The 20400-nt window shown below is 62.7% G+C and carries 24 protein-coding genes and 1 tRNA gene; 6 read left to right on the forward strand and 19 right to left on the reverse strand.

Annotated features, from left to right (window positions below; all coding sequences use genetic code 11):
• Positions 1-17 precede the first annotated feature (17 nt).
• The 13 genes from EG244_RS12590 to iscR form a co-directional block, all read right to left on the reverse strand.
• A tRNA-Arg gene (locus tag EG244_RS12590) sits at positions 18-94 on the reverse strand.
• Positions 95-149: 55 nt separating this feature from the next.
• A complete protein-coding gene (locus EG244_RS12595; protein ID WP_124965346.1) occupies positions 150-1370 on the reverse strand; it encodes a cysteine desulfurase in 1221 nt (406 codons plus the stop codon).
• A gap of 13 nt (positions 1371-1383) precedes the next feature.
• A complete protein-coding gene (locus EG244_RS12600) occupies positions 1384-1956 on the reverse strand; it encodes a YIP1 family protein (protein WP_124965347.1) in 573 nt (190 codons plus the stop codon).
• A 17-nt stretch (positions 1957-1973) separates the two neighbouring features.
• Positions 1974-2471 carry a YIP1 family protein gene (locus EG244_RS12605; protein ID WP_124965348.1) on the reverse strand — a complete coding sequence of 166 codons (498 nt, stop codon included), beginning with the start codon at positions 2469-2471 and terminating at the stop codon, positions 1974-1976.
• A 76-nt stretch (positions 2472-2547) separates the two neighbouring features.
• Entirely contained in the window at positions 2548-3840 is a 1293-nt protein-coding gene (gene sufD, locus EG244_RS12610) for a Fe-S cluster assembly protein SufD (RefSeq protein WP_124965349.1), read from the reverse strand.
• Positions 3840-4595 (reverse strand): Fe-S cluster assembly ATPase SufC, encoded by a 756-nt coding sequence (sufC, locus tag EG244_RS12615; RefSeq protein WP_124965350.1) that lies wholly within the window; start codon positions 4593-4595, stop codon positions 3840-3842. Before sufC ends, sufD begins: the two co-directional genes overlap by 1 nt.
• A 90-nt stretch (positions 4596-4685) precedes the next feature.
• Positions 4686-5192 (reverse strand): hypothetical protein, encoded by a 507-nt coding sequence (locus tag EG244_RS12620; RefSeq protein ID WP_124965351.1) that lies wholly within the window; start codon positions 5190-5192, stop codon positions 4686-4688.
• A 119-nt stretch (positions 5193-5311) separates the two neighbouring features.
• Entirely contained in the window at positions 5312-5929 is a 618-nt protein-coding gene (locus EG244_RS12625) for a hypothetical protein (protein ID WP_233589004.1), read from the reverse strand.
• The gene (locus tag EG244_RS12630) at positions 5922-6233 is read right to left on the reverse strand and encodes a heavy metal-binding domain-containing protein (RefSeq protein WP_124965352.1); all 312 of its coding nucleotides are present in this window, start codon (positions 6231-6233) and stop codon (positions 5922-5924) included. The genes EG244_RS12625 and EG244_RS12630 overlap by 8 nt, the downstream gene beginning before the upstream one ends.
• The gene (locus EG244_RS12635) at positions 6205-6621 is read right to left on the reverse strand and encodes a hypothetical protein (RefSeq protein WP_124965353.1); all 417 of its coding nucleotides are present in this window, start codon (positions 6619-6621) and stop codon (positions 6205-6207) included. Before EG244_RS12635 ends, EG244_RS12630 begins: the two co-directional genes overlap by 29 nt.
• Complete coding sequence (gene sufB / locus EG244_RS12640; protein WP_124965354.1) at positions 6621-8156, reverse strand: Fe-S cluster assembly protein SufB; 1536 nt, start codon at positions 8154-8156, stop codon at positions 6621-6623. The genes EG244_RS12635 and sufB overlap by 1 nt, the downstream gene beginning before the upstream one ends.
• A gap of 99 nt (positions 8157-8255) precedes the next feature.
• Positions 8256-9305: a cysteine desulfurase family protein gene (locus EG244_RS12645; RefSeq protein WP_124965355.1), complete on the reverse strand. Its 1050-nt coding sequence runs from the start codon at positions 9303-9305 to the stop codon at positions 8256-8258.
• A gap of 89 nt (positions 9306-9394) precedes the next feature.
• Positions 9395-9856, reverse strand: coding sequence for a Fe-S cluster assembly transcriptional regulator IscR (gene iscR / locus EG244_RS12650; protein WP_124965356.1), 462 nt, complete (start codon positions 9854-9856; stop codon positions 9395-9397).
• Between the two features lie 206 nt (positions 9857-10062).
• Here iscR and EG244_RS12655 point away from each other — a divergent pair, with 206 nt between their 5' ends.
• The 5 genes from EG244_RS12655 (at position 10063) to EG244_RS12675 (ending at position 13186) form a co-directional block, all read left to right on the forward strand.
• Positions 10063-10722, forward strand: a complete 660-nt coding sequence (locus tag EG244_RS12655; protein WP_124965357.1) for an alpha/beta hydrolase — start codon at positions 10063-10065, stop codon at positions 10720-10722.
• 1 nt (position 10723) lies between these two features.
• Complete coding sequence (locus EG244_RS12660) at positions 10724-10951, forward strand: hypothetical protein (protein ID WP_124965358.1); 228 nt, start codon at positions 10724-10726, stop codon at positions 10949-10951.
• Positions 10952-11010: 59 nt separating this feature from the next.
• Positions 11011-11622, forward strand: coding sequence for an HD domain-containing protein (locus EG244_RS12665; protein ID WP_124965359.1), 612 nt, complete (start codon positions 11011-11013; stop codon positions 11620-11622).
• A gap of 69 nt (positions 11623-11691) precedes the next feature.
• Positions 11692-12576 (forward strand): polyphosphate kinase 2, encoded by an 885-nt coding sequence (gene ppk2 / locus EG244_RS12670; protein WP_124965360.1) that lies wholly within the window; start codon positions 11692-11694, stop codon positions 12574-12576.
• Positions 12569-13186 carry a TetR/AcrR family transcriptional regulator gene (locus EG244_RS12675; RefSeq protein WP_124965361.1) on the forward strand — a complete coding sequence of 206 codons (618 nt, stop codon included), beginning with the start codon at positions 12569-12571 and terminating at the stop codon, positions 13184-13186. The genes ppk2 and EG244_RS12675 overlap by 8 nt, the downstream gene beginning before the upstream one ends.
• A gap of 224 nt (positions 13187-13410) precedes the next feature.
• Here the strand turns inward: EG244_RS12675 and EG244_RS12680 are convergent, their stop codons facing one another.
• Positions 13411-13773 carry a HesB/IscA family protein gene (locus EG244_RS12680; protein ID WP_124965362.1) on the reverse strand — a complete coding sequence of 121 codons (363 nt, stop codon included), beginning with the start codon at positions 13771-13773 and terminating at the stop codon, positions 13411-13413.
• Positions 13774-13780: 7 nt separating this feature from the next.
• Positions 13781-14146, reverse strand: coding sequence for an SUF system Fe-S cluster assembly protein (locus EG244_RS12685; protein WP_124965363.1), 366 nt, complete (start codon positions 14144-14146; stop codon positions 13781-13783).
• Positions 14147-14317: 171 nt separating this feature from the next.
• Between EG244_RS12685 and tgt the strand changes: the two genes are divergently transcribed.
• Positions 14318-15448: a tRNA guanosine(34) transglycosylase Tgt gene (gene tgt / locus EG244_RS12690; RefSeq protein ID WP_124965364.1), complete on the forward strand. Its 1131-nt coding sequence runs from the start codon at positions 14318-14320 to the stop codon at positions 15446-15448.
• Positions 15449-15539: 91 nt separating this feature from the next.
• Here the strand turns inward: tgt and EG244_RS12695 are convergent, their stop codons facing one another.
• From EG244_RS12695 to proS, 4 genes are all read right to left on the reverse strand, one after another.
• Positions 15540-16223, reverse strand: coding sequence for an ABC transporter ATP-binding protein (locus EG244_RS12695; protein WP_124965365.1), 684 nt, complete (start codon positions 16221-16223; stop codon positions 15540-15542).
• Positions 16216-17505 carry an ABC transporter permease gene (locus EG244_RS12700; RefSeq protein ID WP_124965366.1) on the reverse strand — a complete coding sequence of 430 codons (1290 nt, stop codon included), beginning with the start codon at positions 17503-17505 and terminating at the stop codon, positions 16216-16218. The genes EG244_RS12695 and EG244_RS12700 overlap by 8 nt, the downstream gene beginning before the upstream one ends.
• A gap of 1022 nt (positions 17506-18527) precedes the next feature.
• Positions 18528-18773, reverse strand: coding sequence for a hypothetical protein (locus EG244_RS12705; RefSeq protein WP_124965367.1), 246 nt, complete (start codon positions 18771-18773; stop codon positions 18528-18530).
• A 245-nt stretch (positions 18774-19018) separates the two neighbouring features.
• Entirely contained in the window at positions 19019-20356 is a 1338-nt protein-coding gene (gene proS, locus EG244_RS12710) for a proline--tRNA ligase (protein WP_124965368.1), read from the reverse strand.
• Positions 20357-20400 lie beyond the last annotated feature (44 nt).

The raw sequence follows: 20400 nt of genomic DNA on the forward strand, positions 1-20400 counted from the left end.
CTGATGTAGCGGAGAAATGGCGCACCCGACAGGATTCGAACCTGTGACCCCTGCCTTCGGAGGGCAGTACTCTATCCAGCTGAGCTACGGGTGCCTGAGGTTGTCTATAGCCGCAGGCACCGACGCGTGCAACCGCGATCACTCTGGAATCACGAGAAAAGATCGCGGCAAAGCTCAAGAGCTGAGACGAGGGCATCAACCTCGGCTTCGGTGTTATAAAGCCCGAAGGAGGCGCGGCAGGTGGCGCCCACGCCGAGATGCTCCATCAGCGGCATAGCGCAGTGGGTGCCCGCACGCACAGCGATCCCGCGCTTGTCGAGCACGGTGGAAATATCATGCGCATGGGCCGCACCTTCCAGCGTGAAGCTGAAAATCGCGCCCTTGGTCGCGGAATTGCCCTGCACATTCAGCCAGTTCAGCCCGCCCAGCTTTGCGCGGGCATAATCGCGGATCCGGTGCTCATGGGCGGCGACATTCTCCATGCCAAGGCCCATCAGATAATCCAGCGCCGCGCCAAAGCCGATCTGCTGCACGATGCCGGGCGTTCCGGCCTCAAATTTCATCGGCGGATCGGCCCAGGTCACCGCATCCCGGGTCACTTCGCGAATCATATCGCCGCCGCCAAGGAAGGGGCGCATCTCGGCCTGACGCTCCCGCGAGATCCAGATCGCGCCCGAGCCCGAGGGGCCGTAAAGCTTATGCCCGGTGATGGCGAAGAAATCCGCCCCCAGCGTGCTCAGATCGATCGGCATATGCACGGCGGATTGCGAGCCATCGACGAGGACCGGAACGCCCTTCTCTTTGGCACCCCGGCAGATCGCAGCGATATCCACCACAGAGCCGAGGACGTTCGACATCTGCGTCATGGCGATCAGCTTCGTCTTCGGCGTGATCGCATCGAGAACGGCCTGGGGGTCCAGATCGCCATTGGCGTCAATCTCCACCCATTTCAGCACCACCCCCTGACGCTCGCGCAGAAAATGCCAGGGCACGATATTGGCGTGATGCTCCATGACCGACAGAATGATCTCATCCCCGGCCTGAAGGCGCGGTGCGGCCCAGGCGTAGGAAACAAGATTGATCCCTTCCGTCGAGCCGGAGGTGAAGATCACCTCATCTTCATGGGGCGCGTTCAGAAAACGCGCAATGGTGCCGCGCACCGCCTCATATTTCTCGGTCGAGAGATTCGAGAGAAAATGCAGGCCACGGTGGACATTGGCATAATCCTCGGCATAGCCGCGGGTGACGGCATCTATCACCACCCGGGGCTTTTGCGCTGAGGCACCATTGTCGAGATAAACCAGCGGTTTGCCGTTCACCTCACGCGAGAGAATGGGGAAGTCGCGGCGGATCAGGTTGACGTCATACATCCGGTCGAACCTTTCAGGCGAGAAGCGGGAAGAGAATGGCGAAGAAGAAAGACATCACAAAGGCCACCACAAAGACGCCGCCAATGATGCCCAGAAAGGTCAGCGGCAGCGACTTAAAGCCGTGAAGCCCGGCCACCAGACCGGTGGCCACCCAGGCAGCGGCCAGAATCGCGGCAAGGCTGACAAAGCCTGCCAGCGGCGGCAGCACCACCATCAGCACGATCTGCGCGAATTGCACCACCACCATCAGCCCCTGCAGCCAGGTGACAATGCGCACAGCCCCGGCAAAATCGCCCTGCCCTTTCGCCAGACGGCCCAGCAGCGTCACGGCCAGCGCCAGCGCCAGCATGGCAATCAGCTGCAGGCCCAGCAGCGCGAAAGGCGCGGGCAGCATGGTCCCGCCCTCGGCAGCGCCAAGGCTGATCAGCGCCACCAGCCAGATCCCAAGTACCGACAGGACCGAGACCAGCAGCAGGCTTTCCCACAGGCTGTTGCCCGGCAGGGCGAGAGAGCCGATGCGCGCGCCATTGCGGCGCGGATCGGTCAGGGCTTCACGGGCAAGGGCAATCAGATCAGAGCTGTTCATCGTTCTTCTTTCCGGCTTCAGGCCACGACCGCATCGGCGCTTTCGGCGACCGAGATCGCATTGCACCACTGCCACGCAAATCCAAAGGCGATCAGGCCACCGAGCAGCATGGCCTGCGGGCCCTGGCCGATAAACCCGGCCACAAGTCCCTGCAAAAGCATCAAAGGCGCCGTGGCCAGAAGCGACCAGAAAAGCGCCACCCGCGAGGTGTAAAAGCTGCCCCGCCCGCCAAAAATCCGCGCGATCAGATGCGAGAGAGCCGCAATAAGATAAGCGAAAAGCGGAAAGAGAAACATAATCCCCATCATCGCCCCGCCAATCCGCGCATCCAGCGGCACCGAGGGGTCAAAATGCGCCTGACGCGCCAGGCGGGGAAGCTGTGCGATAAAGATCAGCAGCGAGGCGAAAAAGAGCATGGCAAAGGCGCGGTCCTCGCGTTGTCCCGCAGCCAGCAGGTCACGCATCACCCTTCGGGGGGCGCGCCAGCTTTTGAGAATGCGGCGGGTCATCGACATAGGGCAGCTCCATGGTTCCATCAGCCCGTCTTATAGACCGCGGCCCGGGCGATTGCACCCGGGCCGTGGCAGGATTTTAACCGTTGGTGTGACGGTTCAGCCAGGACTCAAGGCGGGTACGGATCTCTTCGCCGAGGACCTCATCGTCAATCTCGCCAATGGCTTCCGCAAGGAAGGCCAGCACGAGCAGCGCTTCGGCCTGACGCTTCGGCACACCGCGCGAGCGCAGGTAGTAAAGCGCGGTCTCATCGATCGCCCCCGAGGTCGATCCATGCGAGCATTTCACGTCATCGGCATAGATCTCAAGCTCGGGCTTTGCCAGGAACTGGCTGTCGCCATCGAGCAGAAGCGACTGGCTGATCTGATAGCCATCGGTCTTCTGCGCACCCTGCTTCACCAGGATTTTGCCCTGGAAAATGCCGACAGCGCCGTTCATCAGCACCTTTTTGAAAACCTGACGGCTCTCGCAGCGCTCGGCACCATGGATGATGAAGATGGTGTCGTCGTGTTTGACACCCTCATCGCCGACGCAGGCCCCGGCGATATGCGCAAAAGCGTCATCGCCGGTCAGATCCAGCACCGCTTCGTTGCGGGTCAGATTGCCGTTGGCGGTCATGGTGAAGGACTTGAAGGTCGATTCACTGCCCAGACGCGCGAAGATATGGGTGATCGCGCGGCGGTCGCTGTCGCGCCCCTGGGTGCGGACATGGTGGAAGGTGGCGCCATCCGCGACATCCACTTCCAGAACCGAGTTGAAGCGCGCAGCGCCCACCCCGTTTTCCAGCAGCGTCAGTTCCGAACCGGCTTCGAGCTTCACCACATGGTGCAGCACCGCATCCGAGGTCTCAGAGCTTTGCTCATAGATCAGCGAAAGCGGACGCTCTGCCTGCGCGGTGACGCGGATCAGCAGACCATCAGCCGCAAAAGCGGTGTTGAGGGCCGCAAAGGGACGCTCCACCGGCTTCTGGCCATTGGCTTCCAGCTTGCCGTAAAGCTCTGCCGCCCAGTGGCTCTCGCCCTGAGCTGCATCCGCCAGACGGACAAGCTCAACGCCCGCCAGCTCCAGGCTGTCCGAACGCGCTTCATCAAAGACGCCGTCGACGAAGTAAAGCTTCACCCGCTCCACCGCCTCGAAAGGCACCACGGCATCTGCCGCAGCCGGAGTCACTGCCGCCGGGGTGACCGCATTGAAGGCCGCCGGATCGGTGTAGCGCCAGTATTCATCGCGACGCCCCGGCAGACCCATGGCCTGCAGACGCGCCAGCGCATCGGCGCGGGCTGCGGAAACCCAGGAGCCGCCCGCCGGCTGCGAAAGCGCGGCGAGGCGAAGGGCAAGGGTCTCCTGTTTGGCTTGCAGGAGTGCCGACATCAGTTCTCCTCCGCCAGCAGGTTGGCGTAGCCGTTGTTTTCAACTTCCAGCGCCAGTTCCGGGCCACCGGTTTTGATGATGCGGCCATTTGCCATGATGTGAACGACATCCGGTTTGATGTGGTCCAGCAGGCGCTGGTAGTGGGTGATCACGAGGAAGGACCGGCCTTCCGAACGCAGCGCGTTCACGCCTTCCGCCACCAGCTTCATGGCGTCCACGTCAAGACCCGAGTCGGTCTCATCGAGCACACACATCTTCGGCTCAAGCATGGCCATCTGCAGGATCTCGTTGCGCTTTTTCTCGCCACCCGAGAAGCCGACATTGACCGGACGCTTCAGCATCTCGGCGTCGATCTTCAGGGTTTTGGCCTTTTCGCGCACGAGCTTCAGGAAGTCACCGGCGGAAATTTCGTCTTCGCCGCGCAGCTTGCGCTGTGCGTTCAGCGCGGTGCGCAGGAAGGTCATATTGCCGACGCCGGGGATTTCCACCGGATATTGGAACGCCAGGAAAAGGCCCGCAGCGGCGCGCTCTTCGGGTTCCATCTCCAGCAGCTCTTCGCCTTCCAGCGTGGCCGAGCCTTCGGTCACTTCATAGCCGTCACGGCCCGAAAGCACATAAGAAAGCGTCGACTTGCCCGAGCCGTTCGGGCCCATGATGGCATGCACTTCGCCGGCTTTGATCGAGAGGTCGACCCCTTTCAGGATCTGCTTGTCCTCTTCTTCGAGCTTGACGTGCAGGTTACGGATTTCCAGCATGGAACGGTCCTTTCGAGAAACGGATAGAAGGGGCAGCCGCAGCAAAGCGGAGCCCCTGGTGTTGTCTGGCAGCCGAACGTGGCTGCGGGATCAGAGAAGCAGTGTTGCGCCCGGCAGAACCGCGGGCTGCGGAATGCCCATCATGGCCGAGACCCATTCGGGCGCGAAAACCAGCAAAAAGCCCTCGGGCCAATATTGCACCAGATTGTGCAACAGCGCCGCCGTGAGCATCATCGACGTCAGTTGCAGCGCAAAGCTGCGCCAGCCGCTGAGGCCCGGAATGACGCGCACCAGCCCCAGTGCGGTGAGACCGATCAGCAGCCCCGCCGCAAGCTGCAGCCCGGGCGACAGATCTGCGGTCAGACGAAAGATCACCCAATGCGCCCAGAGCCAGGCCAGCGCGCCCGACAGGATCGCACTGACGACCTGCACAATCGCGAGCGTGCGTCTGCCCGAGGCCTTCTCCTGCAGACGCCCGATCACCGCGGCCGCCCCCGGCATAGAGTGATCCAGCCCGATAAAAAGCGCGGAATTCGTGTGGCCCGTCTGCGCCGCGATGCGCGCGAGCCGGGCATTGAAAGCCTTCTGCTGATTCATCGTAAACCCGCCCTGTGACGTTTGCTGAAACAAGGTCTGACTGCGGATTATGGCCGTTCGCGGGCAAAATCAGACCGCTCTGCGGAGAGTTCCAGGCAATTTGAGGGAAATTCATCATTTCACCGCGCCCTGAAGAAAAGCCCGGCATACCAGCCCGCAAGCGCGCGCGGCAGGGTCATGGGCGAAAGTTCAAACCGCGCCATCCGGCCGATCATCTCAACCGGCTGGGCCAGCCTGCGGACGGTGTGATAGTCCTTGCGGTCGCGGTAGTCGTCAAAGAGCACCGTCACCGGCTTTTGCGTGCGCAAAGCCACGGTGGCAAAACAGGCCGCCCGAAAGCGCCCGTCGATCAGCACCAGATCGGGCTGTTGGAAATCGGGCCGTTCCCAGACCGAATGCGGATAGGCGGGCCAGGCGGCGAATTTCGAGTAATCCACCGGATAGCCCCACTCGCGCACCGGACCGATATCGGCGTGATGCAGCGTCACGGGCGAAGCCCCGGGATGGACCGACAGCCAGTCCCCCAGACCCGCCGCCCAGTCCGCATCGCTTTCCACACTGAAGATCGCCTTACCCGGCATCTCAGAGGCCAGAACGGTCGAGCCGCCCGAGCCATATTCCAGATAGACCTCTGCCTTTGCCAGCGCCACGCGCAAAGCCTGCGCCGCTGCCTCAGGCAGGGTCAGTTCAGGCTTCACCGTCAGGGCGGGGCGCAGGGAGGCCAGCGGTTCAGCCAAGCCGCACCGCCGTGCCACTGGCCGAGACCATCAGCATATTGTTAATCACTTCAAAATCGAGATCGACGCCGACAACGGCATCCGCACCCAGACGCTGCGCCTCGGCCTCCATCTCAGCCAGCGCGGTTTTGCGCGCCCGGCCAAGCTCTTTTTCATAGGCCCCCGCGCGCCCGCCGACGATGTCACGGATCCCCGCGAACATGTCTTTGAAGATATTCGCGCCCAGGATCGCTTCACCGGTCACGATGCCCAGATAGTCACGTGCAGGCCGCCCCTCAACGGTGGAAGTGGTGGTCACAATCATTGCGTCTCTCTCCGTCTTCGGGGGCCAGAGCCGCCCGGGGTTGCCATTCACCGCCCCGCATGGGCGGCCGTCCTTCTGCGACCAGCCGGTTCATCCGGCGCACAATCAACACCACCAACAGAACCATCCAGCTGGTGATCCCGCCGGTGATGAAAATCGCCGTCCCTGCGCCGCGCGTCATCCCCCACTGCAGGATCAGCCAGTCTGCCAGCCAGCCCCAGACCATCAGACAGATGGCAAAGCTGACCGCAATCAGCAGAACCGAAGGTCCGGCAAGCATCTTCCCGGCGAGGATGGGATCGCTGATCTTTCGGTCAACGACCGCCTCAAGGCGGTCGTTGACCCTGTCATAAGCCCGCTCGACCGAAGTTCCGCGGGGCTTTGTCATCAGCCAACAGAGCCTTCGAGCGAAATCGCCACCAGGCTTTGGGCTTCCATGGCAAATTCCATCGGCAGCGCCTGCAGAACTTCCTTCACAAAGCCATTGACCACCAGGGCCACGGCCTCTTCCTCGCCCATCCCGCGCGAGCGGCAGTAGAAGAGCTGATCATCATCCACCTTCGAGGTGGTGGCCTCATGCTCAACGCGGCTCGAGTTGTTCTTCACTTCGATGTAAGGAACCGTATGCGCGCCGCACTGATCGCCGATCAGCAGGCTGTCACACTGGGTGTAGTTGCGGCTGTCGGTCGCTTTCGGGTGCATGGTGACCTGACCGCGATAGGTGTTCTGCGCCTTGCCCGCCGAGATCCCCTTGGAAACAATACGCGATTTGGTGCGCTTGCCGAGGTGGATCATCTTGGTGCCGGTATCGGCCTGCTGCATATTGTTCGCGATGGCGATCGAATAGAACTCGCCCTGGCTGTCATCGCCGCGCAGAATGCACGAAGGATATTTCCAGGTGATCGCCGAGCCGGTCTCGACCTGGGTCCACATCACCTTCGAGCGGTCGCCGCGGCAGTCCGCGCGCTTGGTCACGAAGTTATAGATGCCGCCCTTGCCTTCTTCATCGCCCGGGAACCAGTTCTGCACGGTCGAATATTTGATCTCGGCATCTTCCAGGATCACCAGTTCCACCACAGCCGCATGCAGCTGGTTGGTGTCGCGCTTCGGCGCGGTGCAGCCTTCCAGATAGGACACATAAGAGCCCTTTTCCGCGATGATCAGCGTGCGCTCAAACTGCCCGGTGTTTTCCGCATTGATGCGGAAATAGGTCGACAGCTCCATCGGACAGCGGGTGCCTTCCGGGATATAAACAAACGAGCCATCCGAGAAGACCGCCGAGTTCAGCGTGGCAAAGAAGTTATCCGACTGCGGAACAACCGTGCCGAGATATTTCTTCACCAGTTCCGGGTGCTCTTTGATCGCTTCCGAAATCGAGCAGAAGATCACCCCGGCTTTCAGCAGCTCATCTTTAAAAGTGGTGCCCAGCGAAACGGAATCGAAGACCGCATCCACCGCGACCTTACGGCCCTCAGCAGGCGCAGCCTCTGCGCCCTCCACACCGGCCAGGATCATCTGCTCGCGCAGCGGGATCCCCAGCTTTTCGTAAGTCGCCAAAAGCTTCGGATCGACCTCATCAAGCGATTTTGGCTTTTCCACCATGCTCTTGGGTTTGGCATAGTAATACTGGTCCTGATAATCGATCTCAGGATAGTTCAGCATTGCCCAGGACGGCTCTTCCATCTGCAGCCAGCGGCGATAGGCAGCCAGACGCCATTCCAGCATCCACTCCGGCTCGCCATTCTTCGACGAGATGAGGCGAACGATATCTTCGTTCAGACCCTTGGGGGCCATCTCCATCTCGATCTCGGTTTCCCAGCCGTATTTGTATTTGCCGGCCATTGCCTCGACGGTTTCAATCGTCTCACGGTCCACACCATCGCGGATGTCGGTCCGGGCTTCGGCCTGATCGGTCAATGCCATCTCTTAGTCCTTCTCACCGGCTGCCCGTAGCAGCCTCATTCGCTTATGCGGGCCGGTGACCGGCCCCGTCCTGATCCCGCCCCGCCCGTCAGAGGCAGGTCAGGCCTTCATCCGCGCCAGAACCTTATCGCGCGCCCGCGACCAGGTTTCGGCAAACCGCAGCAGCGGCTCTTTCTCCACCCCGATCCCCAGCGAGATCCGCATGGCCGAGGCTGCCTCAGCCTCATCAAATCCCATCGCCCGCAGCACCCGGCTGGACCGCACCTTGCCGCTGGAACAGGCCGAACCCGCCGAGACCGCAAAGCCTGCCAGATCCATCTGCATCACCTGGGTCTCGCCCTTCCAGCCCGGGGTCACCAGACACAGAGTATTGGGCAGACGGGCGGCCTTATGCCCGACAGAAATAGTCCCGCTTTCCCCGGCTGACAATGCTGAGTCTAGAATATTTCTAAATTCTTCGACCTCCTGCCAGCGGCCATCCGCAAGATCACGCTGCCCCGCCGTCGCCGCCGCCGCAAATCCGGCAATGCCGATCAGATTTTCGGTCCCGGCCCGCCGGCCCATCTCCTGACCGCCGCCGCGCAACTGCGCCGCAATCTCCAGCCCGCGCCGGATCACCAGCGCCCCGATCCCCTTCGGCCCGCCGATTTTATGCGCCGAGACAAAACCGATATCGATGCCCGACCAGTCAAAGGCGAAGGGCAGCTTGCCAAACCCCTGGGTCAGATCCGCCACCGCCAGCCCCTGCGGCAGCTTTTGCACCACCCCGGTCTCCGAATTGGCCAGCTGCAGCGCCGAGCGCGCCGGATCGCTCACCGTCACCGCGCCCTCGCGCGAGACCGCAAGATCAGCTTCACACCAGGCCGAAACCGCCTCATGCTCCACCTCCGCACAATGCAGCCCGCGCCCCGCACAGGCCAGAGCCGCCGCCTCCGTCGAGCCCGAGACAAAGACCACATCCGAAGCCTCCGCCCCAAGTGCTGTCGCAATCTCGCCCCGCGCCCGTTCCAGCAGCGCCTTGGCGGCGCGGCCTTCTGCGTGAACCGACGAGGGATTGCCCGTCAGATTCATCGCCGACAGCATGGCCCCGCGTGCCTCCGCCCGCAGCGGCGTGGTCGCATTCCAATCCAGATAGAGCCTTGCGACCATGATCTCAGCCCCTGCTTTGGCTTTTAGAAAAATACTCCGGGGTCCGGGGCAGCGCCCCGGGGCCTGACGCGCGCTGCGCCCCCGCGGCCTCAGTCCTCATCCACCACCCGAAAGAGCGCCGGAACCGCCGGACAGGGCGTCAGCTGGTTGGCAACCACATCCGACAACCGCACCTGGTGCAGATAGACATAGACATTGGCCGAAAGCCCCTGCCAGAGCCGGTTGCACAAAGATTGCGCACGACTGCCCGACATGCCGCCCGAAGCACCGGCGCCGGTATGGGTGGCATCCACCGTTTCCTCAACCGCCTCCAGGATCTCCGAGACCCGGATCGCATCGGGCGAGCGCGCCAGACGGTACCCGCCCCCCGGCCCGCGCACCGATTCCACCAGCCCCGCCCGGCGCAGCCGCACAAAGAGCTGCTCCAGATAGGGCAGCGAAATATCCTGCCGCTTTGAGATTTCAGCCAGTGAAACCCGGCCGTCGCCCGCGTAAAGCGCCAGATCAGACAGCGCCACCATTGCGTAGCGGCCCTTCGTCGAAAGTTTCATTGCCGCTCCTGCTGCGCGCCCCGGCCATTGACGCCGGACAGGCTGACGCTTAACTCATTGCTGTAGCGGCCGGAAGCTCTCCGGCCATCTGGAATCATTCTAAGCAGGCCCCCGCCTGGCGTCAACCGCAGGTCCCCCCCGAGATCGGGGGCGGCAAAGCGGCGCGCTCTGCGGGGCGTCTGCTTTGTCAGTCAGTGAGCCCGCGCATGCCCGAAGTGATTTTCCCCGGCCCCGAAGGACGCCTTGAAGGCCGTTATCACCCCCAGAAGGAACGCGACGCTCCGATTGCGATCATTCTGCATCCGCATCCGCAGTTCGGCGGGACGATGAACAACCGCGTCGTCTACAATCTGCATTACGCCTTCCATAACATGGGCTTCACGGTGCTGCGCTTCAACTTCCGGGGCGTCGGCCGCAGCCAGGGTGAATATGACCAGGGCATCGGTGAGCTGTCGGATGCGGCAGCGGCGCTCGATTACCTGCAGTCGATGAACCCCAATGCCAAACACTGCTGGGTCGCGGGCTTTTCCTTCGGGGCCTGGATTGGCATGCAGCTGCTGATGCGCCGTCCGGAAATCACCGGCTTCATCTCGGTGGCCCCGCCGGCCAATATGTATGACTTCAGCTTCCTGGCGCCCTGCCCGGCCTCGGGTCTGGTCATCAATGGCGCGGCCGACCGTGTCGCACCGCCGAAAGACACCGTGACCCTGGTCAACAAACTCCATGAGCAAAAGGGCATCACCGTGACCCATACCCAGATCGAGGGCGCGGGCCACTTCTTTGAGGATGATGAGCTGCACATGAAGCCGATGATCGGCCATGTGGATGACTACGTCCGCCGCCGCCTGACCGAGACCACGCGCTGAGATGGGCCTGCTTGAGGACCTGGCGGATACCCTGTCCGCCGATGTCTTTCAGGCCATGAAGGCCACCGGCGATGACCGCCTTTATGAGCGGGTTGCCCGCTCAATCGGCGCGCTCTCGCCCTCGATGGAGGAGGCCTTCCTCACCTCCATCCGGCTGCGCCTTGCCGAACAGCGCGGGCGACAGTTCCTGATCCAGGAGCTGACCCGCATGCAAAGTGAAAACTCCTGATCCCAAAGGCCGCACCCCAAAGGTGCGGCCTTTCGTCTGACTGACTGCCGGATAGCCCCATGACTGCCCCCGATCCCGACCCCGATCTGACCGCCCGCCTTGCGTTTCTCAGTGAGGCCGACCGGCTGAAACTGGTGGAACGCGCCTCCCGGATCACCGGCAATGCACGGCGCGAGAACTCGGCCGAGCATTCCTGGCACCTGGCGCTTTATGCCCTGGTCCTCGGCGATCTGGCAGAGCCTGGGGTCTCCACCGACCGGGTGATCCGGATGATGCTCCTGCATGATCTGGTTGAGATTGATGCAGGCGATGTGCCGATCCATTCCGCCGCCGGCCAGGCCCATGCCTCAGAGGCCACAAAAGCCGCCGAACGCGCCGGGGCAGACCGCCTCTTTGGCCTGCTGCCCGCCCATAAGGCCGCAGAACTTCGCGCCCTCTGGGAGGAGTTCGAAGCCGGAGAGACCCCCGACGCCCGCTTCGCCCGCGCCCTCGACCGCGTGCAGCCGGTGATGCTGAACCTGATCAATGACGGCGGCACCTGGAACGATTACGCCGTCACCCGCGCGCAGCTGGAGACCCGCGTGGGCGCGAAAGTCATGCGCGGTGCCCCCGCGCTCTGGGCACATCTCAGAACCGCCATCGACGCCTGGTTCAGCCGCAACCGGGCCTGAGCCGGGGCAGAAGCCATTGCACTTTCCGGGCGGCGGGCGATACTGGCCGCGACTGCCCGGAGACCCCTCATGACCCGCCTGCCCCCCGCCCTGCCGCTTGACGGCGCGATCAGCCGCTATGCCGAAACCGAGGCCCCTCCGGCGATCCGCGACGCGCTGAAAGGCGCGAAGAAAAGCGACATCCCCGATGCCGCCTTCCCCTATCGTCAGGCGATGGAAAAATCGGCCTATACCGCGCAGATGCTGCCGCTGCAGATCCAGATGGTGCGGCTGCAGAACGATCTGCGCCAGACCGGGCGACGACTGGTCGTCCTCTTTGAGGGGCGCGACGCTGCGGGCAAAGGCGGCACCATCCGCACCGTCACCGAGAACCTGAACCCGCGGCACGCGACCGTGGTGGCCCTCCCGAAACCCACCGAGCGCGAGGCCACCCAATGGTATTTCCAGCGCTACATCGACTGGCTTCCGGCGGCAGGCGAGATGGTCTTTTTCGACCGCTCCTGGTACAACCGCGCCGTCGTTGAGCATGTCTTCGGCTTCTGCACCCCCGAACAGCGTGAGCATTTCTTCCGCCAGCAGCCCGGCTTTGAAGAAACCCTCGCCGATGAAAACATCACTCTGGTGAAGATCTGGCTGAATGTCGGCCGCGCCGAACAGCTGCGCCGCATGCTCGACCGCGAGCGCGATCCCCTGAAGCAGTGGAAGCTCAGCCAGATCGATGCGGACGGGCTCTCCCGCTGGGACGATTACACCGCCGCCGTGCGCGAGATGCTGCGCCGCTCCCATATCCCGGAAGCGCCCTGGACGATCATCCGCTCTGATGACAAGCGCCGCGCCCGCATCGCCGCGCTGCAGACCGTCCTGCACCGCCTGGAATTTGAGGGCAAAGATGCGACCGCCATCGGCGCCCCCGATCCGCTGATCGTGGCGGATCCGGACCTGCGGCATGGCTAAAGCGGGCTATCACCACGGCAATCTGCGCCAGGCGCTGGTCACTGCAAGCCTTGATCTGATTGAGAAAAACGGCCCCCAGGGCTTTACGCTCTCCGAAGCTGCCAAGGCCGCAGGCGTGACCCCGGCGGCGGTCTACCGCCATTTTGAGGGGCGTGAGGACCTGCTGGCAGAGGTCGCCCGCCAGGGCTTTGAGATCTTTGGCGATCTGATGGCACACGCCTGGAACGGCGGCGCGCCCTCGGTGCTGGCAGGCTTTGAAGCCACCGGTCGGGCCTATCTCGCCTTTGCCCGCCGCTTTCCGGCGCATTACGTGGCAATGTTCGAAAGTGGCCTCAGCCTCTCGGCCTATCCCGATCTCGGCGCCACCGCCCGCAAGGCCCAGGCACCGCTGCTGGCAGCGGCAGAGGCGCTCTCGCGCCAGATCCCGCCGGAGCGCCGCCCGCCCCCGGCGATGTTCGCCGCCCATATTCAGGCCATGAGCCACGGGATTGTCGAGTTGCACACCCGCAATCCCGCCAATCCGCGCAGCCCCTTTGCGGCGGAAGACCTGTTGGAAAGCGGTATCGGCATCTATCTGCGCGGTCTGGGCCTGATCGCCCCGGATGCCTGAGGGCACCCCCGTGAAGGCCCGCCCCGGAGTGACAGCAGATCACCGCACGGCCCCGGATCTCAGCCCCGGCAAAAGACGCGCTGAGTATTAAGCCCCCCGGCCAGGAGAGCCCGATGGCCACACCGGGCATCGGGGATGCAGAACTCCCGCCCGCCTGAAAAGCCGGAACCGCCAAAACAAAAGCGCCCCGAAGGGCGCTTTGCAAAAGCCAGTCCTCACAGGCATCAAAGCCGCGCGGGCGCTTCTTCGAATTTCACCGACTCGCCACACCCGCAGCTGTCAATCACATTGGGATTGCGGAACTTAAACCCGCTCTCCAGCAGCGAGACCTCATAATCGATCTCAGTGCCGATCAGGAACATCTGCGCCATGGGCGCGATCAGCACCCGCGCCCCATCCTGCTCCACCATTTCATCCAGCGGATTCACCTCAGACACATAGTCCATGGTGTATTCCATCCCCGCACAGCCGCCCTTTTTGACGCCGATGCGCAGACCCTGGCTGCCGTCACGCGCCATCAGACGCGCAATCTGCTTTGCCGCCGAAGCGGTCAGAGTGACCGCCGCTTTGCCGGGAATTCCAAACATCACTGCCTCACATAAAGCCGAGTTCGAGCCGCGCTTCATCGGACATCATATCCATGCCCCAGGGCGGATCAAAGGTCATACCGACATCCACCTGTTTGACACCCGGGACCGCATTGACGGCATCCGCCACCCAGCCCGGCATCTCACCCGCCACCGGACAGCCCGGCGCGGTCAGGGTCATCATGATCTCAACCGCATTTTCAGCGTCGATCGTGATGGTATAGACCAGACCCAGATCATAGATGTTCACCGGGATCTCCGGATCGAAAACCGAGCGGCAGGCCTCCACCACCGAGTCGTAGATCGGGTGCTCAACAGTCGACGGCCGGATCAGCGGCTCGCCTTCCAAAAGATCGGTCGATTGAGTGCTCATGGCAGATCCGTCCCGGCAGTCGGTGAATATCCTGACCCTGATATAGGATTTTACTCAGGAACGTCCAGTGGCACGGGGCAAATGAGCCGCCACCGGGACGCGCTGTCACCTTGCGCCCGCACCTGCGGGGCCTGTATGGAAGGCCCGTTTGGATCATTCTGGAGACACCCCATGGCCGAAGGCTTCGGATTTACGCTTAAAGCCACCGATGGCGCGGCCCGTACCGGGGTCATCCACACCACCCGCGGCGAAATCCGCACCCCGGCCTTCATGCCGGTGGGCACCGCCGCGACCGTGAAGGCCATGATGCCCGAGTCCGTGCGCGCCACCGGGGCGGACATTCTGCTGGGCAATACCTACCACCTGATGCTGCGCCCTGGCGCCGAACGCGTCGACCGCCTCGGCGGTCTGCATAAATTCATGAACTGGGAGCGCCCGATCCTCACCGACAGCGGTGGCTTCCAGGTCATGAGCCTGTCGTCGCTGCGCAAACTCACCGAAGAGGGCGTGACCTTCCGCAGCCATTACGATGGCTCCAAACACGTCCTGACGCCCGAGCGCTCGATGGAGATCCAAAAGCTCCTCGGCTCCGACATCGTCATGTGCTTTGACGAATGCCCCGCCCTTCCCGCCACCGAAGCCGAGGTCGCCAAATCCATGCGCCTCTCCATGCGCTGGGCGCAGCGCTCGCGCGATGCCTTCGGTGACCGCCCCGGCCATGCGCTTTTCGGCATCATGCAGGGCGGCGTCACCCGCGACCTGCGCGAGGAATCAGCCGAAAAACTCAAATCCATCGGCTTTGACGGCTATGCCGTCGGCGGCCTCGCCGTGGGCGAAGGCCAGGAGGCGATGTTTGACGTGCTGAACTACGCCCCCGGCTTCCTGCCGGAAGACAAGCCGCGCTACCTCATGGGCGTCGGCAAACCCGATGATATCGTCGGCGCCGTTGAGCGCGGCATCGATATGATGGACTGCGTGCTGCCCTCCCGCTCAGGCCGCACGGCCCAGGGCTGGACGCGCCGTGGCCAGGTCAACCTGCGCAACGCCCGCCACCAGGACGACCCGCGCCCGCTCGATGAAAACTGCAGCTGCCCGGCCTGCCGCAATTACTCGCGCGGCTATCTGCACCACGTCATCCGCGCCCAGGAGATCATCGGCTCCATGCTGCTGACCTGGCACAATCTGCATTACTACCAGGACCTGATGCAGGGCCTGCGCGACGCCATTGAGTCACAAAACCTCAAAGCCTTCGTCGCCGCCTTCCACGCAAAACGCGCCGAAGGCGACATCGACCCGCTCTGAGCCGCCCCCCCTGGCTTTGGCTTTTTAAAAATACTCCCGGGCGGGGTCCGGGGAGGGCAGGCAGCCCTCCCCGGCGCGCTCCAGAGAGCGCTCAGGCCCCGGTAATGGCGCCCTGTTCCAGCTTCACCACCCGGTCCATCCGGCCCGCCAGATCAAAGTTATGCGTGGCAATCAGCGCCGAAAGCCCGGTCTCCCGCACGATCTCCATCAGCACACCAAACACCTGATCCGAGGTCGCCGGATCCAGGTTCCCCGTGGGCTCATCCGCCAGCAACAGCTTCGGCCCATTGGCCAGCGCCCGGCAAAAGGCAACCCTCTGCGCCTCGCCCCCCGACAGTTGCGCCGGGCGGTGGCCCGCACGCGCCGAAAGCCCCACGCGGCCCAGCAATTCCATCGCCCGCGCCTTCGCGGCCTTATGCGTCCCGCCATTGGCCAGCTGCGGCAGCATGACATTCTCGAGCGCAGTAAATTCCGGCAGCAGATGGTGGAACTGATAGATAAAGCCCACCTCCGCGCGGCGGATCTCTGTGCGGGCACGGTCAGACAGACGCCCCACATCCTGCCCCGCAATCACCACCTGTCCGCTCTCAGCCTCATCCAGCAGTCCCGCGATATGCAAAAGCGTGGACTTGCCTGAGCCTGAGGGGGCGACCAGCGCCACCACCTGGCCGCGCGGCAGCACCAGATCGGCCCCCCGCAGCACCTCGACAGCACTGGGCTTTCCCGGATTATAGGTCTTGGTGATCCCCGAAAGGTGCAGCACAGCTTCACTCATGACGCAGCGCCTCCACCGGGTTCATCCGCGCCGCCCGCCAGGCAGGCGGCAGGGTCACGATAAAGGACAGCCCCAGCGACAGAGCTGCCGCTTTCACCACATCCACCAGCCGCAACTCGGCGGGCAGCGCATAGATGCCACGGATCTCCGGATCCCAGACCCCGCCATCCCCGACGCCATTCACCACCGCAAAGATAAAATCGATGTTCACCACGAACATCACCCCGAGAAACAACCCTAAAGCCGTCCCCGTCACCCCGGTCGCCACACCGCAGAGAAAGAAAATCCGCAGCACCGCCCCTTCGGTCAGCCCCATGGTGCGCAGAATGCCGATTGCCCGGCTTTTGGTACGCACCAGCATGATCAGACCCGCGATGATATTCAGCGAGGCAATCAGCACGAGGATCGACAGGATGATGAACATCACATTGTCCTCCACCGTCAGCGCCCGCAAAAACGCACCCGAACTGTCGCGCCAGGACCAGAGCAGCGCCCCGTCTCCGGCAGCGCGCAAAAGAGCGGGCGACATCTCATCGACCTTATCGGGGTCGGTCACCATAACCTCGATCTCATCCGCGAAGCCTTCGCGGTTGAAATAGCTCTGCGCCTCCGTGAAGGGCATATAGATGCGGGTGCGGTCGATGTCATAGCGACCTGCGGTAAAGATCGCCACCACCTCATAGGCGCTGACCCGTGGCGAGGTGCCAAAGGCGGTCTTTACGCCATCGGGTGAGATGATACGAAGGCGGTCGCCGACCATCACGCCGAGTTCCCGCGCCACGCCCGAGCCGATCGCCACGCCCTCGTCAAAGCGCGACAGATCCCCCTCAATCGTCGCCTGATCTCCGGCGACGCGGGGGATGCCTTTCAGGTCCTGCAGCGTAATGCCAAAAACTTCGGCCCCGGCATTGCGACCATTGGCATTTGCCATGATCTGCCCGCGCACCAGCGGTGCGGCCCGGGTGACGCCCGCGACCTGCGACAGCCGCTGCGCCTCAGCTTCGTACTCGGCAATACCCCGCTGCAGCCCGCCTTCCGGCGTGGAGCGCGCGGCGTGATAGACCGTCACATGGGCATTGGCCCCAAGGATCGTGTCAACAAATTCCGTCCGGAAGCCCGAGCGCACGGCAAGGGTTGCGACCAGCGCAAACACCGCCAGCGTAATGCCCAGCAGAGAGATGATGGTGACAACGGAGACCCCGCCATCAGCCCCGATGCCCCGCATATAGCGCCAGGCAACCATCCATTCGAAACGCGAAAACGGCGCGGTGCGATTAGCCAAATGTCCCTCCGGTCAGACCTGCGGCACCTTTGACAGGCAGAGCCAAAAGGTCAAGGCCAGAGGGCTGCGTCACACCCGCTGCGCTTATGACAGCTGCGCGAGCGCGGGGGAGATCAGGGGCGCTCAGGGGCGGCGAAGACAGCTTCGCGATGAAACACAGGGAAAGCTCAGCACAGAGAATGCGCAGGATGCGCTGCGAAAACAAAGAGCGACGCCAGGCCTCCACATGGATCGCTGGCAACAACGCGACGCGCGCTCAATACATGGCAGAGCGCATCATGACAGAAGAGACGCGCGCCGGACCTCACCGTGAGCACTGAGCACTGAGCACTGAGCACTGAGCACTGAGCACTGAGCACTGAGCACTGAGCACTGAGCACTGAGCACTGAGCACTGAGCACTGAGCACTGAGCACTGAGCACTGAGCACTGAGCACTGAGCACTGAGCACTGAGCACTGAGCACTGAGCACTGAGCACTGAGCACTGAGCACTGAGCACTGAGCACTGAGCACTGAGCACTGAGCACTGAGCACTGAGCACTGAGCACTGAGCACTGAGCACTGAGCACTGAGCACTGAGCACTGAGCACTGAGCACTGAGCACTGAGCACTGAGCACTGAGCACTGAGCACTGAGCACTGAGCACTGAGCACTGAGCACTGAGCACTGAGCACTGAGCACTGAGCACTGAGCACTGAGCACTGAGCACTGAGCACTGAGCACTGAGCACTGAGCACTGAGCACTGAGCACTGAGCACTGAGCACTGAGCACTGAGCACTGAGCACTGAGCACTGAGCACTGAGCACTGAGCACTGAGCACTGAGCACTGAGCACTGAGCACTGAGCACTGAGCACTGAGCACACAGACTACCCGGCGCAACTCATTGCAAGAAGCGAAAGTCGCGACCGAGGCTTCATGCGACGCTATGAAGGAAAGAGACCGCAGGCGACGCTGCGCCGGAGAGACCAAAGGCAGCGGACATGCACAGAGACGCGGGAGAGTTCAGAGACCGGCCGCCGTTTAGTGACGCGCGGGGACCGCATGGGGTTCGCCCCGCCGGTGCTCGGGGCCGCAATAGGCGGTGTAGTCCTCAAAATCCATCTGATCGCTGCGATGTGCCTGCCGCAATACGAGCGTGCAGCAGACCAGAGCGGCGATGCCATAGCCGATAAGAACCGAGAGCAGGAGGCCCGCCCCCAAAACCCCAAGTGTCACAGAGCCGGCAAAACCGATCAGAGACGTGATGATGACAAAGACGCCTGCCATTGCGGATTACCCTAAACCCGTTTCACCGAAAGATTGAATGTCATGGGGATCAAGGTCTGCATCCCCACCTGACAAAGTGTCCTCTTCGGGCGGGTCTGCGTCAAGACTGTCGCTAAAATGCAGGAGAAATCCCGCGTATCAGCGAAATTTGTTTCAATTTTGCATCCAATCGCCTGGTGACAGCGACAAAAAAAGGGGCCAGGGCCCCTCTTTCCGACTGTCGCCTGGGTTGCAAAGGCCCCGGCTCAGATGTTTTCGTAGATCGCGGCGATCTTTGCGATTGCCGCTTCCGCCGACATCTCTTCCGAAACACCGCTGCGGCGGCTGGTCACTTCGACCACGCCATTGGCCAGACCGCGCGGGCCCACGGTGATGCGCCAAGGCAGACCGATCAGATCCATGGTGGCGAATTTCGCGCCCGCACGCTCGTCGCGGTCATCGTAAAGCGCCTCAAGACCCTTTGTCGCCAGACCTTTGTAAAGCGCGTCACAGGCCGCATCGGTGCCTGCATCACCCTGCTTCAGGTTCACAATGCCCACCGGGAAGGGGGTCACGCCCTCGGGCCAGATGATGCCCTTGTCGTCGTGGCTGGCCTCAATGATCGCACCGAGCAGACGCGAAACGCCGATGCCATGCGAGCCCATTTCGACCGGAACCTGCTTGCCCTCGGGGCTGACGACGGTGGCGCCCATAGCCTCGGAATATTTGGTGCCGAAGTAGAAGATCTGGCCGACCTCAATCCCGCGCGCAACCATACGGTGCTCTTCGGGGACATCGGCGAAAATCCCCTCATCATGGGTCTCATCGGTGCGGGCATAGAGGGTGGTGAACTCGTCACAGACGGCCTTCACCGCCGCGCGGTCCTCGTAATCGACGGCGCGATCGCCCAGTTTCAGATCGGTGACGCGGGCGTCATAGAAGACTTCCGACTCACCCGTCTGCGCCAGAACCAGGAATTCATGGGTGTCTTCGCCGCCGATCGGTCCGGAATCGGCGCGCATCGGAATGGCGGTCAGACCCATGCGCTCATAGGTGCGCAGATAGCTGACCATATGGCGGTTATAGGCGTGCAGCGCGTCGTCTTTGGTCAGGTCGAAGTTGTAGCCGTCCTTCATCAGGAACTCGCGGCCACGCATCACGCCAAAGCGCGGGCGCATCTCATCGCGGAATTTCCACTGGATCTGATACAGCGTCAGCGGCAGCTGTTTGTAGGACGAGACATGGGCACGGAACATATCCGTGATCATTTCCTCATTGGTCGGCCCGTAAAGCATCTCACGGTCATGGCGGTCTTTGATGCGCAGCATCTCGGGGCCATAGGCGTCATAACGCCCGCTCTCGCGCCAGAGATCGGCCGATTGCAGCGTGGGCATCAGCACCGGCACGTGACCGGCGCGGATCTGTTCTTCATTGACGATCTGCTGAATGCGGCTGAGCACCCGCAGGCCCAGCGGCAGCCAGGAATAAATCCCCGCCGACTGCTGTTTGATCATACCCGCACGCAGCATATAGCGGTGCGAGACGATCTGCGCCTCTTTGGGGTCTTCCTTCAGAACGGGCAGGAAATAGCGGGACAGACGCATGGGCGGCCTCTGGCATAAGGGTTTGCGGTTTCCTAGCCGCTGCG

Origin of the sequence: Falsigemmobacter faecalis, from assembly GCF_003863335.1 — a bacterium.
Classification (GTDB): Bacteria; Pseudomonadota; Alphaproteobacteria; order Rhodobacterales; family Rhodobacteraceae; genus Wagnerdoeblera; species Wagnerdoeblera faecalis.